This window comes from Bacillus mycoides, assembly GCF_000832605.1.
Classification (GTDB): domain Bacteria; phylum Bacillota; class Bacilli; order Bacillales; family Bacillaceae_G; genus Bacillus_A; species Bacillus_A mycoides.
Genome location: NZ_CP009692.1, coordinates 4,983,679 through 5,001,190 on the forward strand (window position 1 = coordinate 4,983,679; position 17,512 = coordinate 5,001,190).

Sequence of the window (17,512 nt, forward strand, 5' to 3'; positions counted from 1 at the left end):
CCATTACTTCAATGTAAGAAATTCTGCAATTGGGCCGAGTACTAACATCGGGAAAAATGTTAACGCACCAACAATTACAATCGTTCCAATAAAGATTCCTCCAAATAAACCATTATCCGTACGGAACGTTCCGACTGTTTCTGGTACTACCGTCTTCTCTTTCAATGAAGCTGCCACAGCTAGCATCGTAATTAAACTGAAATAACGTCCTAAAAACATAACTAAACCAGTTGTAATATTCCAAAACGGTGTATTATCTGCTAATCCTTCAAATCCAGATCCGTTATTCGCAGCTGACGATGTGTATTCATATACAACTTGCGTTAAACCGTGAAAACCGGAGTGAGAAATCGCATCCGTTCCTAAACTTGTTGAAAGAGCTAATGCTGAAAATCCTAAAATAAGTAATGGATGAAATAGAATCGTTACTGCAATTAATTTCATTTCCTTACCTTCAATCTTTTTACCTAAAAACTCTGGTGTCCTTCCGACCATTAATCCAGATATAAAGACTGCAATAATTGCATACATAATAATATTAATAAAGCCCGCTCCAACACCACCGTATACTGTATTCAACATCATATTTACGAGTGGTACTAATCCGCCAATTGGTGTTAACGTATCATGCATCGTATTAACGGCCCCTGTTTCAGCAGCTGTCGTTACTGTTGCGTATAGTGAAGAAAATACTGTTCCAAATCGCACTTCTTTTCCTTCTGTACTTCCTTGTACATGTTCGATACCCATTCCATTTAATGCCGGATTACCATTTAATTCAGATGTAGTAATCGTTATAAATCCGAGTAAAAACACCATAAATAGTGAAACGAAAAGGATACGTCCTTGTTTTTTATTTCCTACCATTCTTCCGTACGTAAATGGAAGTGCTGTTGGCAATAACATCATAAGCATCATTTGCAAAATATTACTCATTTGCCCTGGATTTTCGAAAGGATGTGTAGAGTTTGCTCCGAAAAATCCTCCGCCGTTATTTCCAAGTTCCTTAATGGAAACGAATGATGCAACTGGACCACGTAAAATACTTTGCTTCGCACCATCAATTGTTTGTGCTGTAACCGCCCCATCTAACGTTTGTGGTACACCAAGTGCGACAAAGACTAACGCCGCAATAAATGCGATAGGAAGAAAAACTCTCGTTAACGCTCTCGTAAAATCAACGAAAAAGTTACCAAGTTCTTTTCCAGCGAGCCCTCTTATAAATGCCATAACGATGGCTAACGTCGTTGCTGGTGCCGCAAACATTAAAAATGTAATCCCGATTAATTGTGATAAATAAGATAAACCATTTTCACCGCTGTAATGTTGTAAGTTTGTATCAGCCATAAAACTAATCGCTGTATTAAAAGCGAGCGTAGGCTCCATCCCTTCAATATGCGCTGGATTTAATGGCAATACACCTTGTAATCTGAAAATGAAATATACGACGACAATCATAAATCCATTGAGTAGAACTAATGATAATGCATACTGTTTCCACGTTTGATTGTATCCTTTTACACCTGTAATTTTAAAAATAAGTTTCTCAAAAGGCCCGAATACTTTATCTAGCTTCTTGCTACCTTGAAAGGCTTTCTCTAAATAAATCCCCGTTGGCTTTGCTACTAAAATAAACAAGAGCATTGTAATAACGACTGCAACCCAAATCATAATGAATGATTCCCCCTAATTAAAACTTTTCTGGATTTAATAATGCGTATACTAAGTACACCGTAATCGCTGCAACAATAACCGATAAGGCAATCATCATGATTGCTTCCCTTCTTTCACAACTTTATCTGACCAACTTGCAAGACTTGCCATCGATGCGACTAACCCAACAAAAATACCGATCATTACAACATCTAACATAACTACCCCTCACTTTTGTTAATTTTTACCATCTAGTTATCAAAAAAAGAACACTAAGCTCTACTTAGTGTTCGAAACGAACAACACAAAGTAAACCTCCTCTCTAAACGCTTACGAGGTTAGCTGTCGGATTCGGGCCTAAAGAGTAGCCCTACTTTCAAAATTGAAAGATTCACCCCAAGTGACAATGCACAAAATTGGTTCCCCCGCTCCATTTCTGGAACTCAGCGATTTTAGGTTTTTTTTGGAAATTTTACGAATGATTTATGAGAGTAAATATACTCCTCTAAATTTAACTTGTAAAGGGGTAAATTACTGAAAATAAGAAAATATCCATCTATTTAAGCGTTTACATTAGTTGTTATTAATATTTTTTCATCTGTTTTCTCGTCTTTCCTTTCTTTTTCACAGAAATGATCTTTTAAATACGAAATAAAAAGAGCGAATTACATGAAGTGCATAGCTTGTTGCACTCAGCATTCGCTCTTTTTTCATTCAACCTTTATTCTCCACGCAAAAAAGCACGCAAATTTCTCCCTCGAATATAAACTTGTGATAATTCCGCATGTAACTGCTCATATTCGGTAATATCCGCCTCTAAATACAAAACATCTTTTGATGGTAATATAATATATGGACCTGGAAAAAGAGGATCGAGCACTACCAATTCGTGAACTCTCTCTACCGATATCGCCCAACGATTCGCTATATCTCCTAGTAACAACACTTTCATCTTCATTTCCCCCACCTTATTCAAAAAATAAAAAAGAAATATTATCACAGTTCGTAAACACTACAAATTTAGCTCCAATTGTTTCATAGAGCCTGGCCGGATAGCGTTTATTCTTTGTAACAACAGTAATAGGCGCTTGAAAAGAAAAACGAATGTGTTCTGTGAAGAAACTAACTATCGGAAGCTCATCCCCTAGTAAAATCACCTTCTTAATACGTGTGCAAATACTAGTAAAATCCTTCTCCTTATTACAGCTATAAGCTGATTCAAACCCATACTCTCTAACTTCAGCCGCTATCTCTTCATTGGCTGTAAAAATAATTAACTCATGCTGAAATGCTACTAGCTCTCTTAAACTCTTTACCTTGTTTTTTTCTCCAACACAAATAAGTGTTAGTTCCATGTACCTCATCCTCCTTAGCATAAAAGAACTCAAACATAGATTGATATTCTCCTATACTAATCAGACCGATGAAGTGATGTATCCATCATGGCACCGTCCTCTCTCAAGACGCTTACGAAGTTAGCTGTCGGATTCGGACTTTGAGAGTAGCCCTACTTTCAACATTGAAAGATTCACCCCTAGTGACGACGCACAAATTGGTTCCTCCGCTCCATACATTTGGACTCAGCGTATTACAAAAAATGTATTCTGGCTGATATATTACTCCTGTATTTGGAAAAAGTAAACACAAAAAAAGCCAGTTAACAAACTGGCTTCTCGTATCTTTATACATGCGTCTTATTCAATTTATATGCAAAATGATTCGTCGGCCCATGACCACTTCCAATATTCAATGGCTCTTCAATTGCTATACTAATAAATCGTTTTGCTTCTTGAACTGCCTCTTCCATCAAGTAGCCTTTCGCAAGTCCTGCTGTAACCGCTGAAGCAAATGTACACCCACTTCCGTGCGTTTGCTTCGAAGGAATTCGTTCACTTCTAAATTCAATAAACTGCTCACCATCAAAGAGTAAATCAATTACTTCATTACCTTGATATTCTGCATGTCCGCCCTTCATAAGCACATATTTAGCCCCTAATTCATGCAATACTTTTGCAACTTCCTTACTATCTTCTACATTATGAATCTCCATTCCAGTTAACACTTCTGCTTCAGGAACATTCGGTGTGACAACAGTTGCTACTGGCAATAAATATTCTTTTAATGCTTGTACTGCTTCTTGTTGTAATAATGACGCACCGCCTTTAGCAATCATAACAGGATCTAGCACAATATTATTCCAGCCAAATTTCTTAATATGCTCTGCCACAATTTGAATAATTTCACTACTAAATAACATTCCCAGTTTCACAGCATCTGGCGTTAAATCCGTACCAATTGAATTCAGCTGCTCCGTAATCCCTTCTAAAGAAACAGGATATACCCCTTGAACGCCAAGCGTATTTTGAGCAGTAATTGCTGTAATAGCCGTCATTCCATACACACCAAGCTCTTGGAATGTTTTTAAATCCGCCTGAATCCCAGCGCCGCCTCCGCTATCAGACCCTGCAATTGTTAAAGCTTTATTCACTTTCATCCCACTCATCCTTTTCTACCCAAAATAGCGATGATAAATTGTTTTCGCTTCGCTTATATCTTTCGTGCCATGTACAAGTACACGGCCATCTTTAAAAGCAACTAATCTCTTTTCTTCAACCGAAAATGATAATAAATATGGATTTACATTCAAATCATTCACGCGATCATTCAGCAATTTTTTATATTGTTCAAAATCCATTTCCTCTTTATGAGGTGGTCTAATTTGAACTGTATTTCTCCCGCATAACACTGCTGTTTTTGAAGTGTTTTCCTTATTTAAATATGGATATACTGCCTGTTCACCACACGATAGACAATTATGTTTACGAAGCTTTCGCACATTCATACATGAATATTCATTTTTCCATACATCAAATGATACAAGCCCATCTCGAAGCGAGTCATAATCTTCTACTAACAGTTTAAGTGTTTCCGTTACTTGATGAGAAACGACAAGAGACACAGCAGGCGATATAATCCCCGCTGTATCACATGTCGCTCCCCCAAGCGGAATCGATTGTAATAAACAAGATAAACATGGCGTTTTTCCTGGAAGAATAGTATAAGAAAGACCGTAACTCCCTACACATGCCCCATAAACCCATGGAATAGAATATTTTTGCGATATATCATTCACAATGAAACGTGTTTCGAAATTGTCAGTCGCATCGATGATTACATCAACATTTGTAACGAGTTCTTCCAACTCTTCAGCCGTTACATCCTGAACGAGAGCTTCTACTCTTACTTCACTATTAACCTCTTCTAGACGTTTTTTTGCCGCTACAGCCTTCGGAAGATTATTCTCTACATCACTCTCTGCATACAATTGTTGTCTTTGCAAATTACTCCAATCGACATAATCACGGTCAACAATTGTTACTTGACCAACGCCTGCTCTTACAAACATCTCTGCGTTTGCACTACCTAATGCGCCTGCACCGATAATAAGTACATGCTTTGTCCTTATCTTTTGTTGCCCTTCTTCCCCAATTGGAGAAAATAGCTCTTGGCGAGAATATCGATTATTCAACTACGCTCATTCCTTCTAAAGGACTACTTGCTGTCGCGCAGCGCTTACGTGCAATACGACCTGCTTCAAACCCTAATCGTCCTGCCTCAATACCTAATTTCATTGCATATGCCATTTTAATAGGATCGTTCGCTCCAGATACTGCAGTATTTAATAACACACCATCTGCTCCTAATTCCATTGCAAATGCTGCATCAGCTGGACTACCAATACCAGCGTCAACGATAACTGGTACTGTCGCTTGTTCAATAATGAAACTTAAATTTAATGGATTTACAATACCAAGCCCTGAACCAATCGGTGATGCTCCTGGCATAATCGCGTGTACACCAAGTTCTTGTAATTTACGAGCTAATACAACATCATCAGATGTGTATGGTAGAACGATAAATCCTTCTTCTAGTAACATTTCAGATGCCTTTAACGTTTCTACTGGATCAGGTAATAACGTTCTATCATCACCAATAACTTCTACTTTTATCATGTCACAAAGTCCAGAAGCTTTTGCTAATTTTGCAATACGAACAGCTTCTTCAGCATTTTTTGCTCCTGCTGTATTCGGTAATAACGTATATTTTTTCACATCAAGTTTCTCTAATAAATTAGGCTGCTTCGCATCGAATATATCCATACGACGTACTGCGAATGTTAAAATCTCAGCCTCAGAAACATCAATTGCCTTTTGCTGCACATCAAAATCAGGGAATTTCCCTGTTCCTAATAAAAGTCTAGAATGAAATGAAAATTGTCCAATGTTTAACATAATCAACCGCCTCCTACGAAAGTTACAATCTCAATTTGGTCCCCATCAAAAACAGATGTATCGTTATGATCATCTTTTTGTAAAATATCTTTATTACGTTCTACTACAACAATTCTGTTATCTAACTCTAAATGTGTAAGTAGCCCAGCTACTGTTTTCACACTCTCTGGTACTTCAATTTGGTTACCATTAATTTTTAAATTCAAACTTCCATCCCCTTTCTAAACCGTTTTAGAAAGCAATGAATCTAGCAAGTGATTCTCCTGCTTTCCTTCTATTAAATCAGCCATATACTGACCAGAAACAGGACTTAATAAAATGCCGTTTCGATAATGTCCAGTACAAGCATATAAACCTTTTATTTCTTCATGCTCTCCCATATAAGGAGCTTCATGATTAGACTGCGGTCTTAACCCAGCCCACGTACTTTCCCATTCTGCTTCTTTTAAAGCAGGCAATATTGTATACGCACGCTCTAATATGGAAGTAATACTTTCTGGTTGTACAGATTTATTAAATGTATGAGGCTTCATCGTTGCCCCAATCACATAACGGCCACCGCGCTTCGGCGTAATATAAAACCTCTCCTGGAAAATAGGAGCTTTCAACAGAGGTTTCCTGCTTATTACTGCAACAACCTCCCCCTTAACAGGATATGTACCCCAATCACTCTGAAAATAATGTAGCAATTTCGTACTCCATGATCCTCCGGCGATAACGAATTTTTCACATGTGATTACACCTTCGCTTGTCACAATTCCAGTCACTTTATTATTTTCAATACGAATATCAAACACTTCTGTTTGTTCATATATATCAGCTCCGGAAATTGCTGCAGAATGTGCGAATGCTTTCGTAAGCTCTGGTGCAATAACTTGACCATCTTTCGGATAATACACCGCCCCTATAATTGACTCGGAAAGAAACGGCTCTTTTTCCCGTAAATGGTCCCCCGTTAGAAATCGGGAATCTTCACCTGTTTTCTGCTGCCAATCCATAATATGAAGAATTCTTTTCTTCTCATCTTCATTTTGAGCGATGCGATAAATGCCCTTTTCTTCATACCCAATATCGATGCCTGTTTTTTCACGTAAAACTGCTGCAAGTTGTGGAAATATAGCACGGCTTTCTCTAGCAAGCTCAAACAACGGATCATATGCATCCCATTCTGCCTGAACACCGAGCAAACCAGCAGCTGCTTTCGAAGCTTCAGATGCGATTCTTTGCTTCTCTACAATCGCTACTTTATGCCCTCTTTCTGCTAGAAAGTGTGCAACTGAACTACCAATTACACCTCCGCCAATAATCGCTACATCATACTTCTTACACATGTTTTTCCGCCCACTTTCTTATTGATTCCTTATAAGATTTCGCCTTGCTATACGGATTACTACTGCTTATAATCCCGGACATAACAGCAATGCCACTTACACCATTTGCAAGAACATCACCTGTATTTTCAGGGGTAATCCCACCAATTGCAGTTATTGGTATGGATAAACAACTTGCCATATGAGCAATTTCTTCTAATCCTCTCGCTGGCACACCTTTTTTACAATCTGTCGGAAATACATGACCATAAACGAGTGAATCTGCTCCATTTTTAAATGCTACTATCGCTTCATCTAGCGAATGTACTGAATAACCGACATGCAAATAAGAAAACTTTTCTTTTACTAACCTTACATCTGCGCTTCGATATCCTAGCTGAACACGCGGAATATTTAATAGAATAGCAATATCAATTCGATCATTTATCACTATCTTCGATGCTGGAAAGCCTTTCCCCAAAAGACTTTCCACACCTTCATACAATTCCTTCGTACTTTTCTCACGCTCACGAATATGCAAATAATCGATCTCACTCTCAATTTGCATCGCTACATTCACTAACTCTTCGAATGGCATATGGCCATTTGAGATTACATGGAGCTCATTTTTCATATTCATTCGCCTACTTTAAAATGTTTTCAAATAATTCATCGGCTGGAACGATTTCTTTCGTCATTCCTTTGTCTTTCAACCATTTGTTTTGTTTCTCCCATGACTCTTTTGAATCCGATAAGAATGGCTCATCTTTCGTTTCCATCTTCTCTAATAAAATTTTCATACTTTCTTTTTCAACTTCTGGTACAAGCGGGAAGTTTTCTTTTTCTTGATGATTTAATAAAATATTTAATGCTTCATCGGGTTTTTTCTTCATAAAGTCATACCCTTTTTGTGCCCCACGTAAAAAGGCTTGCAATGCTTCTTTATCTTTTTTCAACGTTTTATCACCCGTTACAAACACAAGCTCATGATAGTTCGGTACACCATAATCTGCTGGATTAAAGTATGCTGGTTCATGACCTTCATGACGCATAACAGGTACTTCATGGTTAATGTATGCCCCTGTTACCGCATCCACTTTTTTCGTAATTAATGCTGGTACTAAATCAAAGCCAACATCGACTACTTTCACTGTATCTGGATTACCACCAGCTTCTTTTACCATCGTTTTTAAATACATCTCACTTAAAGGTGTTCCAGAATATCCAACTGTTTTCCCCTCTAAATCTTTTGGCGATTGAATGCCTGCTGATTTCAGTGATACAACATGATTTAACGGTGAACGTACGACAGCTCCAATTGATTTCACTGGAATTTGTTCATTTGCTTTTGCCATGACAACATCTGGTTGATAATACAAACCAACTGTCACTTTCCCTGCTGCCGCTAGCGTTAATGGATCAGTCGGATTAGAAGGGAATTTAATATTCACCTTGACTCCTTCTTCTTTAAAGTATCCTTTTTCAATTGCCGTATAAATAAAGCTATGTACCGCATTCGGGTACCAATCAAGCATTACTGTTATTTCTTTTTCTGATTTATTCTTATCTGATGCCGAGTTACTCGAACATCCTGCAATCATTGCAACTAATAATGTAAACACAAAGATGCGTTTTAATAATTTCATGAATGTTTCCTCCAACTAATAAATTTCTTTTCCAATATGGAAATAAGTATGACGAAGAAAATTGCTAATAATGATAACAATACAATTGGTGCAAATACACCAGCTCCGTCTAACTGCGTCATCATTCTTTTACTGAAATATCCAAGCCCAGCTTGTGCACCGAGCCATTCACCAATCGCTGCCCCAATAACGCTAAGTGGTACCGCAATTTTTAACGCTGAAAAAAAGTAAGGAAGAGCAGATGGCAACTTTAGCTTTAGAAAAACATCTTTTTTCGTTGCACCATATGTAACTAATAGCTCCTCCCATTCTTTTTTCGTACTGCGCAGTCCATCATACGTATTGACCGCAATTGGGAAAAACGTAATTAAAACGGTAACAACAACCTTACTCCAGATGGTATATCCAAACCATAAAACGAAGAGCGGCGCAAGCGCAGTAATCGGGATGGTTTGTGAAGCAACTAATAACGGATAAAATGCTCTTTCCATCCACGTACTCGCATTCATTAACATTGCTAGCCCTACGCCCAGTACGATAGAAATAACAATGCCTATTAAAACGACGTACAACGTTGCAGGTAAATGAACCGTAAATAATATATCTTTCAGCGCCCATATCTTCATTACAATTGCAGAAGGTGATGGCAAAATGTACATCTCATCTACAATTCTTGCTCCTACTTCCCACAGAGCAAGTAAAATTCCACTTAATATTAGGGCAGGTAATAACTCCTTCAAGCGATTCATCATACGAGTACCTGCCTTTGTAACATACTAAGGAGCTCTTCTTTAAGCGCTAACACTTCAGGCTTATATAAATCTTTTCTTGTTCGGTTACGATCAAGCGGCACAATTCGCTCAGTTAAAGTTGCTATCGGTTGATTTTCTACAACCAAAATTCGATTAGAAAGAAACAATGCTTCTTCAACATCATGAGTGATAAATAAAATTGTTTTTTCCCACTCTTTCCATTGTTCAAACAACCATTCTTGCAAAGATGCCTTCGTTAAAGCGTCCAATGCGCTAAACGGTTCATCTAACAATAATATCTCCCCGCCTGTTAATAAAGTTCGGATAAAAGATACGCGTTGCCTCATACCACCAGATAAATCTTTCGGATATTTTTTCTCGTACCCTTGTAAACCAAATTTATGTAACAGTTCTTTCGCTTTTACTTGCGCTTCTTTCTTCTGCACACCTTGGCACTCTAGCGGCAGGGCAGCATTCTCAATAATCGTCCTCCACGGCAAGAGCATATCTTTTTGGGGCATATACCCTACAGGATGACTCTTTGTTTTTGTCAGCTCTATCTGTCCAGTACTTGCCTCTTCTAAGCCTGTAATAAGGCGAAATAAAGTACTTTTCCCGCATCCACTCGGCCCGATAATACTTACAAACTCTTTATCTTGTATAGAAGCATTTAATTCATTGATGATTGGTTTCTCATCATAATGAAAGGAAACATTATGAAACTGTAGTATGTTCTTGCTCCTCAAAACCCCACATCTCCTTACGATAAGCCATATCCCAGAATAAATATTCAAATCGGCTGGAATATAAGAAAATCTCCTCTAATCGGTCTAGCTCTTTCTCTGACTTTCCAACTGCCATTTCATTTAATAAATCTATTAACCAAATACAAAGGTTACCGTATTCTTCAGAACAATATCCTTGAATCCACTCTCCAAAGAACTCATGATCGCTTGCTCCAGGAATATCATTTAAACGCTTTCCGATCTCCCAATAGCTCCACATACATGGAAGTAAAGCTGATATTAATTCTGCAAGTGTGCCATTTTGAGATACAGACATCATGTAATTTGTATAGGCTAAATTTTTAGCAGATGGTTTCGCAGATTCTATCTCCTCTACAGTAATGCCAAGTTTATTTGCATACTGTTTATGGATCGTCATTTCTCCATTTAAAATCCCATCAATTTGCTCTGCAAATTTTGCCATAACTTGTGGATTCGTTGCCTTTACAACCCCAATTGCATATAGCTTTGCATAATCTAACAAATATAAATAATCTTGAATAATATAGTACTGGAATTTATCTTTTTCCAACGTACCATCCCCCATACCTACTACAAACGGATGATTATGACTTTTCTCCCAAACAGGCTGCACCGTATCAAATAATCTTTCACAAAATTTCATTAATAATTCCCCTTCCTATATATCTATTTATCTCAATAAAAAAACCACTTCTGTATATAAGAAGTGGTTACAGCAAATAAAATTATAATTTATTCGTTGTTCCACTTCCCTTCGCTAGTATTATCTAGATCAGGTGTTGTAAGGGTTAAGGATTATTCCTCTCTCAGCACGAAAAGCACCCCTAGTGGTGTTAATATGAAATTTTCAAATAAAAAAGCCCCGTTTCTATACGCAAAGAAACGGGGACTCATTGTTAATGTCCGAATTGCTTCCCTACGCTAGCATAATCTAGATCAGGTAATAAAAAGGATCAAAGGCTTATGGCCCTACTCTCAGCTGGCAACACCAGCCCTCCTAGCAAACTATAAAATTATCACTGTCAGTATAACATCGCCATAAGACATCATCAACTGTTTTAATTTTCTTAATTAAGAATTAATTCTTAACGTGTTAAACAAATATAAATGCGACCTCACAAATGATATATACAATATTTATATACGAATCTCTCTTCTGACATTATTTTTATTGATTTCATATTACATTTATGTGAATACGACCAATATATTATATCTTTATACTATAATAAAATTACAACTATACAACTAGAGGAGGTCTTTATTACATGAATATGAAAGCCACAGCTTTAACAGCAACTACTATCGCAATTGCTTCTTTACTTCCTTCTATGGGAGAATCCGGTATACAAACAGCGGCTGCTAAGCAACCATCTACAGTAAAAACTGGATATGTAAAAATTGACAACGTTGCACTACATCAAAATAGCCATACAGACAGTGCAATAGTTGATACCATTCGATTTAATAGCCCGGTTACTATTCTTGAAACAGTTCAAGATTGGTATAAAGTATCTGTTAACAACAAAACAGGCTATATGAAAAAAGATGCAATTCTATTCAAAAAAAATGTTCAACCAAAGTCTCAATATATCGTAAATGCAAACGCATTAAACGTTCGTTCTGAACCTAATACAGAGTCTTCTATTCTAGATATATTACCAAATGGTCAATTCATTACCATTCAAGGTGAACAAGGAGATTGGTACAAAATATTACATAACGGTCAAATTGGTTACGTACAAAAAACATTTGTATCTAATGGATCCACACCTCTAGTAAAAGGTGTAACAGTACAAGGTTCTCCTTCGTATACTGTTGCAACACCAAAATTAAATGTACGTAGCAATGCTAGCACAAGTGGCACTCTACTTGGCTCATTACAAAATGGTACACAAGTACAAGTAGTAGAAACGGTAGGTACTTGGTATAAAATTCGTTTTGGCACAGGATACGGATATGTAGCAAAACACTATGTAGTGCAAAATCAACCACAAGCTAAAACAGCTCAACCTGCATCAATTCCAGCAGTTTTCAAATTCCCTACTCAAGGGAAAATCAGCTCCACTTTTGATATGCGCTGGGAGCAAATGCATTATGGTATAGATATAGCAGCACAAGGAAATGTCTCTATTCAAGCTGCTGCTGCAGGTAAGGTTGTGAAATCTTATTATTCGGCTAGCTACGGCAATGTCGTGTTCATCGCCCATCAAATAAATGGGAAATTATATACAACAGTTTATGCTCATATGAAGGATCGCACTGTACAAGCTGGTGATCAAGTACAAACTGGACAATTAGTAGGTCATATAGGAAACACAGGTCATTCATACGGGCAACATCTCCATTTTGAATTACATAATGGGGAATGGAATTTTGAAAAAACAAATGCAGTAAACCCACTGCCATATTTAGTTAGGTAAATTATATGCCACGCAATATACCTCTCTTTATTGAATACCTGGCCTTTTTAGGTTTAATCTGTTGTTTAATCATTTATAATACGAACACTGTATTTTTATCTATTATTATTGCTTTTGTTGCTTTAGAAATCATTATGGAAGCATTACAAATGCGGCTAAAACAAAAAATTGCCCATATTTATAATGTAATTTTTCTTTTAAGTGCTCTTATAACAAATATAATTAGTAATGGTTTTTATTTATCTACCGTACTTCCTGTATTCTTTATAGGTGTTTTATTATTCATAGCTAGATACGTTCATGTTCCTAATAACCAAAAACATGAACAAGAAGCTTAGAAAGAGGAGACACTGTGTACCAATCTTTCAAAGATAATCCAATGAAATATATATTGAATTTATATGAAAAAATGAATACTTTTTTGGTATACAAGGAAGTTATACTGCACAATTTCTCCTTTATGGAATGTTATTTCTTATCTTAGGTACTTTCTCCTTGCTTTACTAACAAAAAAAGGATCTCACATAAACTTGAGATCCTTTTTAATTTATATTAATTTTTAATATGAAAAATATGGTTTATCCACAAGCATATTTTTCATAAATGAAACTAAGATTATATTTTTTCTCTAAGCTCATTCTTTGTTCATCGTCGCACCAATAGAAAAGAATATCATGAATCGTTGCATAACGCTTATTTTTAAGAAATAGTTTAAAGAATGATGGTAAACAATCATGTAATTGTATAAATATATAATTGCGTAGTATTTCTTCTTTGTATTCAATTCCCTTACAAATATACAGTAATTCTTCACAGTAATATGCATGCTGTGGAACTTGGATCATTTCGAAAAATGGTACATATGATAGTAGCTTTCCAATAAAATGACCATACCGATCCATTACCCCTATCGTCATATGCTCCATCATTTCTTTCATCACATATAAATAATCATCTACATGAGTTGTCTTTAAAGGGTCTAATCGATCGGAAATTTGTGAAAGTACAGCTCTTTGACAAGCTAAAACCGCTTGACTAGGTCCATAATATGATAGGAAGTCTGTACACTTACGATACTTCCGTAATAAGTCATGTGTATATAAATCATACACAAAAGTATTACAATACATTGCCAGACTCATCATATCACTATTTAATTGCTCTTTTGACAGTAGCTTAGCTCGCTTACACATATAAAAGAATGTAAATTCCAATACTTCTTTATGAGATAATAGATGTTTGCAATCTGTTATACATTTCTCATTAAATTTAACTCGATCCCAAATTTCTACATCCTCAGCTGTTAATTCACCAATACGATATTTAATAATTAAATAGTTTAAAGCAACTGCTTTCGTCAAAAGATCCCATGTTTCATACTCCAATGAAGTTCGGACAAATTCATCTAGCCCTTGGGTTATCATAAAAGCATTTGCCTCTTCATACCAACCAATCTCTTGACATAAACGAAGAATACGTACTAGAGTTGGAATTTCATCTTTATGAAACTGCGGTAAATTCTTTACTTTATTCATGCCATATACGATAAATGGCGCTAAATTTTCTTCTTTATAAAATTCTTTTTCTTTCCATACTAATATAGTTCGCTCTTTCCCTTCACCTTTTGGATGACAAGGTACAAGCAAAGAAAATAACTCAGCGAAATCATTTGGTTCTATATATGTATCTGTAACCAAATTCCAATTTGGATCGCCCTGTACAGCCCTCATATAATTCCCCTTCCCTTTTTATCCCGCTATTTGCGGGCAGTAAGACTCCCACCTCAAAATTCTGCGAATGCGAGGAAGTTAGGTAGGAGATAAAACTGCCCATAAAAGCCCGATTGGTTCAACTAATAATTATTTTGGGATGGACACCCCCCAATAATTAAAGTTTCACTTTATCTATGTAGGAAATATTAATTCATTATTACATCATTAACGATGAATATTGTTATATTCAAAATCTATCATAATACTTATATCTCTCAGTATATCATTTTTTCTCTTATTAAAAATCAGGAATGACAAATTTAAAAAAACTGTCAAAAATATTGACGCTATACTTATTATATAATGTCTCAGATACATCACGCTAACATATTAGTTTAATCCGTATATACTAGAATAATGTATCTGATCTTTATAAATAGTTTATTCCGTATGCTCTGAGATTTCACTTAAAGCAAACCCTGCTTGATCATCTGCTGATTTTCTTATAGCTAAATCACCTAGTGCTAGCATCCCAACAAGTTGACCGCTCTCAACAACCGGTAACCGTCTAATTTGATATTGTGCCATTAATTCTGTAGCTTTTTCAATAGAATCATCTGGAGAAACTGAAACAATGTTTGTTGTCATTACATTTGTAATTTGATTAGATCCAGGATGTTTTTCAGCAATCCCACGAACAACTAAGTCTCGATCCGTAACAAGCCCAACAACTTGTTTATTTTCAATAACAGGAATCAATCCAACCGATTCTTCCTTCATTTTTACAGCTGCCTCATATACATTGTCTAATGGTGTACAATGTACGATATGAGTACTCATAAGTTCTCTAACTTGCGTCATTTTTCATCTCCTCCTTTTAATACATACCATAGCTTTTCCTAAATCCCTTTATTTATTTCAGAAAAATAAGGTGATAAAAAGAGGCTTATACATAATAAAAAAGAGTCAGCAATATGCTGACTCTTTTTTTATGACCCGTACGGGATTCGAACCCGTGTTACCGCCGTGAAAGGGCGGTGTCTTAACCACTTGACCAACGGGCCATGGCTCCGCAGGTAGGACTCGAACCTACGACCGATCGGTTAACAGCCGATAGCTCTACCACTGAGCTACTGCGGAATATATATGGTGGGCCTAAATGGACTCGAACCATCGACCTCACGCTTATCAGGCGTGCGCTCTAACCAGCTGAGCTATAGGCCCATACTTTACAGGGGCAGTAGGAATTGAACCCACACTGGAGGTTTTGGAGACCTCAGTTCTACCTTTAAACTATGCCCCTAAATGATGCCGGCTAGAGGACTTGAACCCCCAACCTACTGATTACAAGTCAGTTGCTCTACCAATTGAGCTAAGCCGGCATAAAAAAAAACAAAAAAATGGTGGCTCGGGACGGAATCGAACCGCCGACACGAGGATTTTCAGTCCTCTGCTCTACCGACTGAGCTACCGAGCCAACATAAAATGGCGGTCCCGACCGGGGTCGAACCGGCGATCTCCTGCGTGACAGGCAGGCATGTTAACCACTACACCACGGGACCATTGGTTGCGGGGACAGGATTTGAACCTGCGACCTTCGGATTATGAGCCCGACGAGCTACCGTACTGCTCCACCCCGCGACGATATTATGTTTTAAAAATAAATGGAGGAGGTAGAGGGATTCGAACCCCCGCGCGACTCTCGCCGCCTGTCGGTTTTCAAGACCGATCCCTTCAGCCGAACTTGGGTATACCTCCATGAAGGAAAAATTAATATCTTATTCATTTTTATATGTAACTAAACCACTTTTTAAAAAAATGGAGGAGGTAGAGGGATTCGAACCCCCGCGCGACTCTCGCCGCCTGTCGGTTTTCAAGACCGATCCCTTCAGCCGAACTTGGGTATACCTCCGACATATAAAAAATAAAGTGGAGCCTAGCGGGATCGAACCGCTGACCTCCTGCGTGCAAGGCAGGCGCTCTCCCAGCTGAGCTAAGGCCCCATGTTTTTGGGAAAATCGGGAAGACAGGATTTGAACCTGCGACCCCCTGGTCCCAAACCAGGTGCTCTACCAAGCTGAGCCACTTCCCGTTAATAAAAGCGCGCCCGAGAGGAGTCGAACCCCTAACCTCTTGATCCGTAGTCAAACGCTCTATCCAATTGAGCTACGGGCGCATATGGTGCCGAGGGCGGGGGTCGAACCCGCACGGTGGTCACCCACCGCAGGATTTTAAGTCCTGTGCGTCTGCCTGTTCCGCCACCCCGGCATGTCATACTGAAAATTGGAGCGGAAGACGGGATTCGAACCCGCGACCCCAACCTTGGCAAGGTTGTATTCTACCACTGAACTACTTCCGCAAGACATGTTTGAGTTATTTTATTAAAAGTGCGGGTGAAGGGAGTCGAACCCCCACGCCAAAGGCGCTAGATCCTAAGTCTAGTGCGTCTGCCAATTCCGCCACACCCGCATATTTTTTAAGAAAATGGTGAGCCATGAAGGATTCGAACCTTCGACCCTCTGATTAAAAGTCAGATGCTCTACCAACTGAGCTAATGGCTCTTAATGGCTGGGCTAGCTGGATTCGAACCAGCGCATGACGGAGTCAAAGTCCGTTGCCTTACCGCTTGGCTATAGCCCAATAATTAAGAAATGGTGGAGGGGGGCAGATTCGAACTGCCGAACCCGAAGGAGCGGATTTACAGTCCGCCGCGTTTAGCCACTTCGCTACCCCTCCGACATATATGGTGGAGGATGACGGGATCGAACCGCCGACCCCCTGCTTGTAAGGCAGGTGCTCTCCCAGCTGAGCTAATCCTCCATTTTGCCTGGCAACGTCCTACTCTCGCAGGGACAAGGTCCCAACTACCATTGGCGCTAGAGAGCTTAACTTCCGTGTTCGGTATGGGAACGGGTGTGACCTCTCTGCCATCATTACCAGACTATATTCGATTGAGA

19 protein-coding genes, 20 tRNA genes, 1 rRNA gene and 4 riboswitches are annotated in these 17,512 nt (G+C 38.1%); of the genes, 2 read left to right on the forward strand and 38 right to left on the reverse strand.

Annotated features, from left to right (window positions below; genetic code table 11):
• Nucleotides 1-3: 3 nt before the first annotated feature.
• From kdpA to tenA, 15 genes are all read right to left on the reverse strand, one after another.
• Nucleotides 4-1,671, reverse strand: coding sequence for a potassium-transporting ATPase subunit KdpA (kdpA, locus tag BG05_RS27365; protein WP_002125340.1), 1,668 nt, complete (start codon nt 1,669-1,671; stop codon nt 4-6).
• Between the two features lie 19 nt (nt 1,672-1,690).
• Nucleotides 1,691-1,771 carry a K(+)-transporting ATPase subunit F gene (gene kdpF, locus BG05_RS27370; RefSeq protein ID WP_000972378.1) on the reverse strand — a complete coding sequence of 27 codons (81 nt, stop codon included), beginning with the start codon at nt 1,769-1,771 and terminating at the stop codon, nt 1,691-1,693.
• Complete coding sequence (locus BG05_RS27375; RefSeq protein WP_000887888.1) at nt 1,768-1,872, reverse strand: SipW-dependent-type signal peptide-containing protein; 105 nt, start codon at nt 1,870-1,872, stop codon at nt 1,768-1,770. Before BG05_RS27375 ends, kdpF begins: the two co-directional genes overlap by 4 nt.
• A gap of 94 nt (nt 1,873-1,966) precedes the next feature.
• Nucleotides 1,967-2,112: riboswitch (cyclic di-AMP (ydaO/yuaA leader) on the reverse strand.
• Nucleotides 2,113-2,374: 262 nt separating this feature from the next.
• Nucleotides 2,375-2,605 carry a hypothetical protein gene (locus BG05_RS27380; protein ID WP_016101779.1) on the reverse strand — a complete coding sequence of 77 codons (231 nt, stop codon included), beginning with the start codon at nt 2,603-2,605 and terminating at the stop codon, nt 2,375-2,377.
• Nucleotides 2,606-2,621: 16 nt separating this feature from the next.
• On the reverse strand, nt 2,622-3,008 hold the full coding sequence (locus tag BG05_RS27385) for a hypothetical protein (protein ID WP_002010661.1): 387 nt from the start codon (nt 3,006-3,008) through the stop codon (nt 2,622-2,624).
• Between the two features lie 93 nt (nt 3,009-3,101).
• A riboswitch (cyclic di-AMP (ydaO/yuaA leader) is annotated at nt 3,102-3,249 on the reverse strand.
• Between the two features lie 85 nt (nt 3,250-3,334).
• Nucleotides 3,335-4,147 carry a bifunctional hydroxymethylpyrimidine kinase/phosphomethylpyrimidine kinase gene (gene thiD, locus BG05_RS27390; protein WP_033729720.1) on the reverse strand — a complete coding sequence of 271 codons (813 nt, stop codon included), beginning with the start codon at nt 4,145-4,147 and terminating at the stop codon, nt 3,335-3,337.
• Nucleotides 4,148-4,162: 15 nt separating this feature from the next.
• The gene (locus tag BG05_RS27395) at nt 4,163-5,182 is read right to left on the reverse strand and encodes a thiazole biosynthesis adenylyltransferase ThiF (protein ID WP_002125334.1); all 1,020 of its coding nucleotides are present in this window, start codon (nt 5,180-5,182) and stop codon (nt 4,163-4,165) included.
• Nucleotides 5,175-5,945, reverse strand: a complete 771-nt coding sequence (thiG, locus tag BG05_RS27400; protein ID WP_002186754.1) for a thiazole synthase — start codon at nt 5,943-5,945, stop codon at nt 5,175-5,177. The genes BG05_RS27395 and thiG overlap by 8 nt, the downstream gene beginning before the upstream one ends.
• 2 nt (nt 5,946-5,947) lie before the next feature.
• Entirely contained in the window at nt 5,948-6,151 is a 204-nt protein-coding gene (thiS, locus tag BG05_RS27405) for a sulfur carrier protein ThiS (protein WP_001049509.1), read from the reverse strand.
• Nucleotides 6,152-6,166: 15 nt separating this feature from the next.
• Nucleotides 6,167-7,276, reverse strand: coding sequence for a glycine oxidase ThiO (thiO, locus tag BG05_RS27410; protein ID WP_033733791.1), 1,110 nt, complete (start codon nt 7,274-7,276; stop codon nt 6,167-6,169).
• Complete coding sequence (gene tenI, locus BG05_RS27415; RefSeq protein ID WP_016101785.1) at nt 7,269-7,889, reverse strand: thiazole tautomerase TenI; 621 nt, start codon at nt 7,887-7,889, stop codon at nt 7,269-7,271. The genes thiO and tenI overlap by 8 nt, the downstream gene beginning before the upstream one ends.
• Before the next feature lie 10 nt (nt 7,890-7,899).
• Complete coding sequence (locus BG05_RS27420; RefSeq protein WP_002125329.1) at nt 7,900-8,901, reverse strand: ABC transporter substrate-binding protein; 1,002 nt, start codon at nt 8,899-8,901, stop codon at nt 7,900-7,902.
• Nucleotides 8,898-9,650, reverse strand: coding sequence for an ABC transporter permease (locus tag BG05_RS27425; protein ID WP_003187418.1), 753 nt, complete (start codon nt 9,648-9,650; stop codon nt 8,898-8,900). Before BG05_RS27425 ends, BG05_RS27420 begins: the two co-directional genes overlap by 4 nt.
• Nucleotides 9,650-10,399, reverse strand: coding sequence for an ABC transporter ATP-binding protein (locus BG05_RS27430; protein ID WP_002125326.1), 750 nt, complete (start codon nt 10,397-10,399; stop codon nt 9,650-9,652). The genes BG05_RS27425 and BG05_RS27430 overlap by 1 nt, the downstream gene beginning before the upstream one ends.
• Nucleotides 10,368-11,063, reverse strand: a complete 696-nt coding sequence (gene tenA / locus BG05_RS27435) for a thiaminase II (RefSeq protein WP_002125324.1) — start codon at nt 11,061-11,063, stop codon at nt 10,368-10,370. Before tenA ends, BG05_RS27430 begins: the two co-directional genes overlap by 32 nt.
• Before the next feature lie 89 nt (nt 11,064-11,152).
• Nucleotides 11,153-11,256, reverse strand: a riboswitch (TPP riboswitch).
• A gap of 60 nt (nt 11,257-11,316) precedes the next feature.
• A riboswitch (TPP riboswitch) is annotated at nt 11,317-11,429 on the reverse strand.
• A gap of 259 nt (nt 11,430-11,688) precedes the next feature.
• Here tenA and BG05_RS27440 point away from each other — a divergent pair.
• Both BG05_RS27440 and BG05_RS27445 read left to right on the forward strand, forming a co-directional pair.
• Complete coding sequence (locus BG05_RS27440) at nt 11,689-12,843, forward strand: SH3 domain-containing protein (protein WP_003187416.1); 1,155 nt, start codon at nt 11,689-11,691, stop codon at nt 12,841-12,843.
• 5 nt (nt 12,844-12,848) lie between these two features.
• Nucleotides 12,849-13,181: a hypothetical protein gene (locus tag BG05_RS27445; protein ID WP_002010638.1), complete on the forward strand. Its 333-nt coding sequence runs from the start codon at nt 12,849-12,851 to the stop codon at nt 13,179-13,181.
• A gap of 240 nt (nt 13,182-13,421) precedes the next feature.
• On the opposite strand, the gene BG05_RS27450 is transcribed toward BG05_RS27445, so the two are convergent.
• The 23 genes from BG05_RS27450 to rrf all read right to left on the reverse strand — a co-directional run bounded on the left by BG05_RS27450 (nt 13,422) and on the right by rrf (nt 17,496).
• Nucleotides 13,422-14,573 carry a DUF3965 domain-containing protein gene (locus tag BG05_RS27450; RefSeq protein WP_002125318.1) on the reverse strand — a complete coding sequence of 384 codons (1,152 nt, stop codon included), beginning with the start codon at nt 14,571-14,573 and terminating at the stop codon, nt 13,422-13,424.
• Between the two features lie 423 nt (nt 14,574-14,996).
• Nucleotides 14,997-15,416: a CBS domain-containing protein gene (locus BG05_RS27455; RefSeq protein WP_002125317.1), complete on the reverse strand. Its 420-nt coding sequence runs from the start codon at nt 15,414-15,416 to the stop codon at nt 14,997-14,999.
• Between the two features lie 131 nt (nt 15,417-15,547).
• Nucleotides 15,548-15,619 (reverse strand) — tRNA-Glu (locus BG05_RS27460).
• 1 nt (nt 15,620) lies between these two features.
• A tRNA-Asn gene (locus BG05_RS27465) sits at nt 15,621-15,695 on the reverse strand.
• Nucleotides 15,696-15,702: 7 nt separating this feature from the next.
• Nucleotides 15,703-15,779, reverse strand: a tRNA-Ile gene (locus BG05_RS27470).
• 8 nt (nt 15,780-15,787) lie between these two features.
• Nucleotides 15,788-15,858: transfer RNA gene (locus BG05_RS27475), tRNA-Trp, on the reverse strand.
• A gap of 6 nt (nt 15,859-15,864) precedes the next feature.
• A tRNA-Thr gene (locus tag BG05_RS27480) sits at nt 15,865-15,937 on the reverse strand.
• 19 nt (nt 15,938-15,956) lie between these two features.
• Nucleotides 15,957-16,032: transfer RNA gene (locus BG05_RS27485), tRNA-Phe, on the reverse strand.
• Between the two features lie 9 nt (nt 16,033-16,041).
• A tRNA-Asp gene (locus BG05_RS27490) sits at nt 16,042-16,117 on the reverse strand.
• 2 nt (nt 16,118-16,119) lie between these two features.
• A tRNA-Met gene (locus BG05_RS27495) sits at nt 16,120-16,196 on the reverse strand.
• 24 nt (nt 16,197-16,220) lie between these two features.
• Nucleotides 16,221-16,313: transfer RNA gene (locus tag BG05_RS27500), tRNA-Ser, on the reverse strand.
• A 61-nt stretch (nt 16,314-16,374) separates the two neighbouring features.
• Nucleotides 16,375-16,467, reverse strand: a tRNA-Ser gene (locus BG05_RS27505).
• A gap of 18 nt (nt 16,468-16,485) precedes the next feature.
• Nucleotides 16,486-16,558 (reverse strand) — tRNA-Ala (locus BG05_RS27510).
• 15 nt (nt 16,559-16,573) lie between these two features.
• Nucleotides 16,574-16,647, reverse strand: a tRNA-Pro gene (locus tag BG05_RS27515).
• A 10-nt stretch (nt 16,648-16,657) separates the two neighbouring features.
• A tRNA-Arg gene (locus BG05_RS27520) sits at nt 16,658-16,731 on the reverse strand.
• 3 nt (nt 16,732-16,734) lie between these two features.
• Nucleotides 16,735-16,823, reverse strand: a tRNA-Leu gene (locus BG05_RS27525).
• A gap of 16 nt (nt 16,824-16,839) precedes the next feature.
• Nucleotides 16,840-16,914: transfer RNA gene (locus BG05_RS27530), tRNA-Gly, on the reverse strand.
• A 29-nt stretch (nt 16,915-16,943) separates the two neighbouring features.
• Nucleotides 16,944-17,024, reverse strand: a tRNA-Leu gene (locus BG05_RS27535).
• A 16-nt stretch (nt 17,025-17,040) separates the two neighbouring features.
• A tRNA-Lys gene (locus BG05_RS27540) sits at nt 17,041-17,116 on the reverse strand.
• A 4-nt stretch (nt 17,117-17,120) separates the two neighbouring features.
• Nucleotides 17,121-17,195 (reverse strand) — tRNA-Gln (locus BG05_RS27545).
• Between the two features lie 12 nt (nt 17,196-17,207).
• Nucleotides 17,208-17,291: transfer RNA gene (locus tag BG05_RS27550), tRNA-Tyr, on the reverse strand.
• An 8-nt stretch (nt 17,292-17,299) separates the two neighbouring features.
• Nucleotides 17,300-17,375, reverse strand: a tRNA-Val gene (locus BG05_RS27555).
• A 5-nt stretch (nt 17,376-17,380) separates the two neighbouring features.
• Nucleotides 17,381-17,496: ribosomal RNA gene (gene rrf, locus BG05_RS27560) — 5S ribosomal RNA — on the reverse strand.
• Nucleotides 17,497-17,512: the final 16 nt, after the last annotated feature.

What these genes read in the sequence shown, in the direction of transcription:
- kdpA (WP_002125340.1), bottom strand. Translation starts at nt 1,671, where the DNA reads ATGATTTGGGTTGCAGTCGTTATTACAATGCTCTTGTTTATTTTAGTA.
- kdpF (WP_000972378.1), bottom strand. Translation starts at nt 1,771, where the DNA reads ATGATGATTGCCTTATCGGTTATTGTTGCAGCGATTACGGTGTACTTA.
- BG05_RS27375 (WP_000887888.1), bottom strand. Translation starts at nt 1,872, where the DNA reads ATGTTAGATGTTGTAATGATCGGTATTTTTGTTGGGTTAGTCGCATCG.
- BG05_RS27380 (WP_016101779.1), bottom strand. Translation starts at nt 2,605, where the DNA reads ATGAAAGTGTTGTTACTAGGAGATATAGCGAATCGTTGGGCGATATCG.
- BG05_RS27385 (WP_002010661.1), bottom strand. Translation starts at nt 3,008, where the DNA reads ATGGAACTAACACTTATTTGTGTTGGAGAAAAAAACAAGGTAAAGAGT.
- thiD (WP_033729720.1), bottom strand. Translation starts at nt 4,147, where the DNA reads ATGAAAGTGAATAAAGCTTTAACAATTGCAGGGTCTGATAGCGGAGGC.
- thiG (WP_002186754.1), bottom strand. Translation starts at nt 5,945, where the DNA reads ATGTTAAACATTGGACAATTTTCATTTCATTCTAGACTTTTATTAGGA.
- thiO (WP_033733791.1), bottom strand. Translation starts at nt 7,276, where the DNA reads ATGTGTAAGAAGTATGATGTAGCGATTATTGGCGGAGGTGTAATTGGT.
- tenI (WP_016101785.1), bottom strand. Translation starts at nt 7,889, where the DNA reads ATGAAAAATGAGCTCCATGTAATCTCAAATGGCCATATGCCATTCGAA.
- BG05_RS27420 (WP_002125329.1), bottom strand. Translation starts at nt 8,901, where the DNA reads ATGAAATTATTAAAACGCATCTTTGTGTTTACATTATTAGTTGCAATG.
- BG05_RS27425 (WP_003187418.1), bottom strand. Translation starts at nt 9,650, where the DNA reads ATGAATCGCTTGAAGGAGTTATTACCTGCCCTAATATTAAGTGGAATT.
- tenA (WP_002125324.1), bottom strand. Translation starts at nt 11,063, where the DNA reads ATGAAATTTTGTGAAAGATTATTTGATACGGTGCAGCCTGTTTGGGAG.
- BG05_RS27440 (WP_003187416.1), top strand. Translation starts at nt 11,689, where the DNA reads ATGAATATGAAAGCCACAGCTTTAACAGCAACTACTATCGCAATTGCT.
- BG05_RS27445 (WP_002010638.1), top strand. Translation starts at nt 12,849, where the DNA reads ATGCCACGCAATATACCTCTCTTTATTGAATACCTGGCCTTTTTAGGT.
- BG05_RS27450 (WP_002125318.1), bottom strand. Translation starts at nt 14,573, where the DNA reads ATGAGGGCTGTACAGGGCGATCCAAATTGGAATTTGGTTACAGATACA.
- BG05_RS27455 (WP_002125317.1), bottom strand. Translation starts at nt 15,416, where the DNA reads ATGACGCAAGTTAGAGAACTTATGAGTACTCATATCGTACATTGTACA.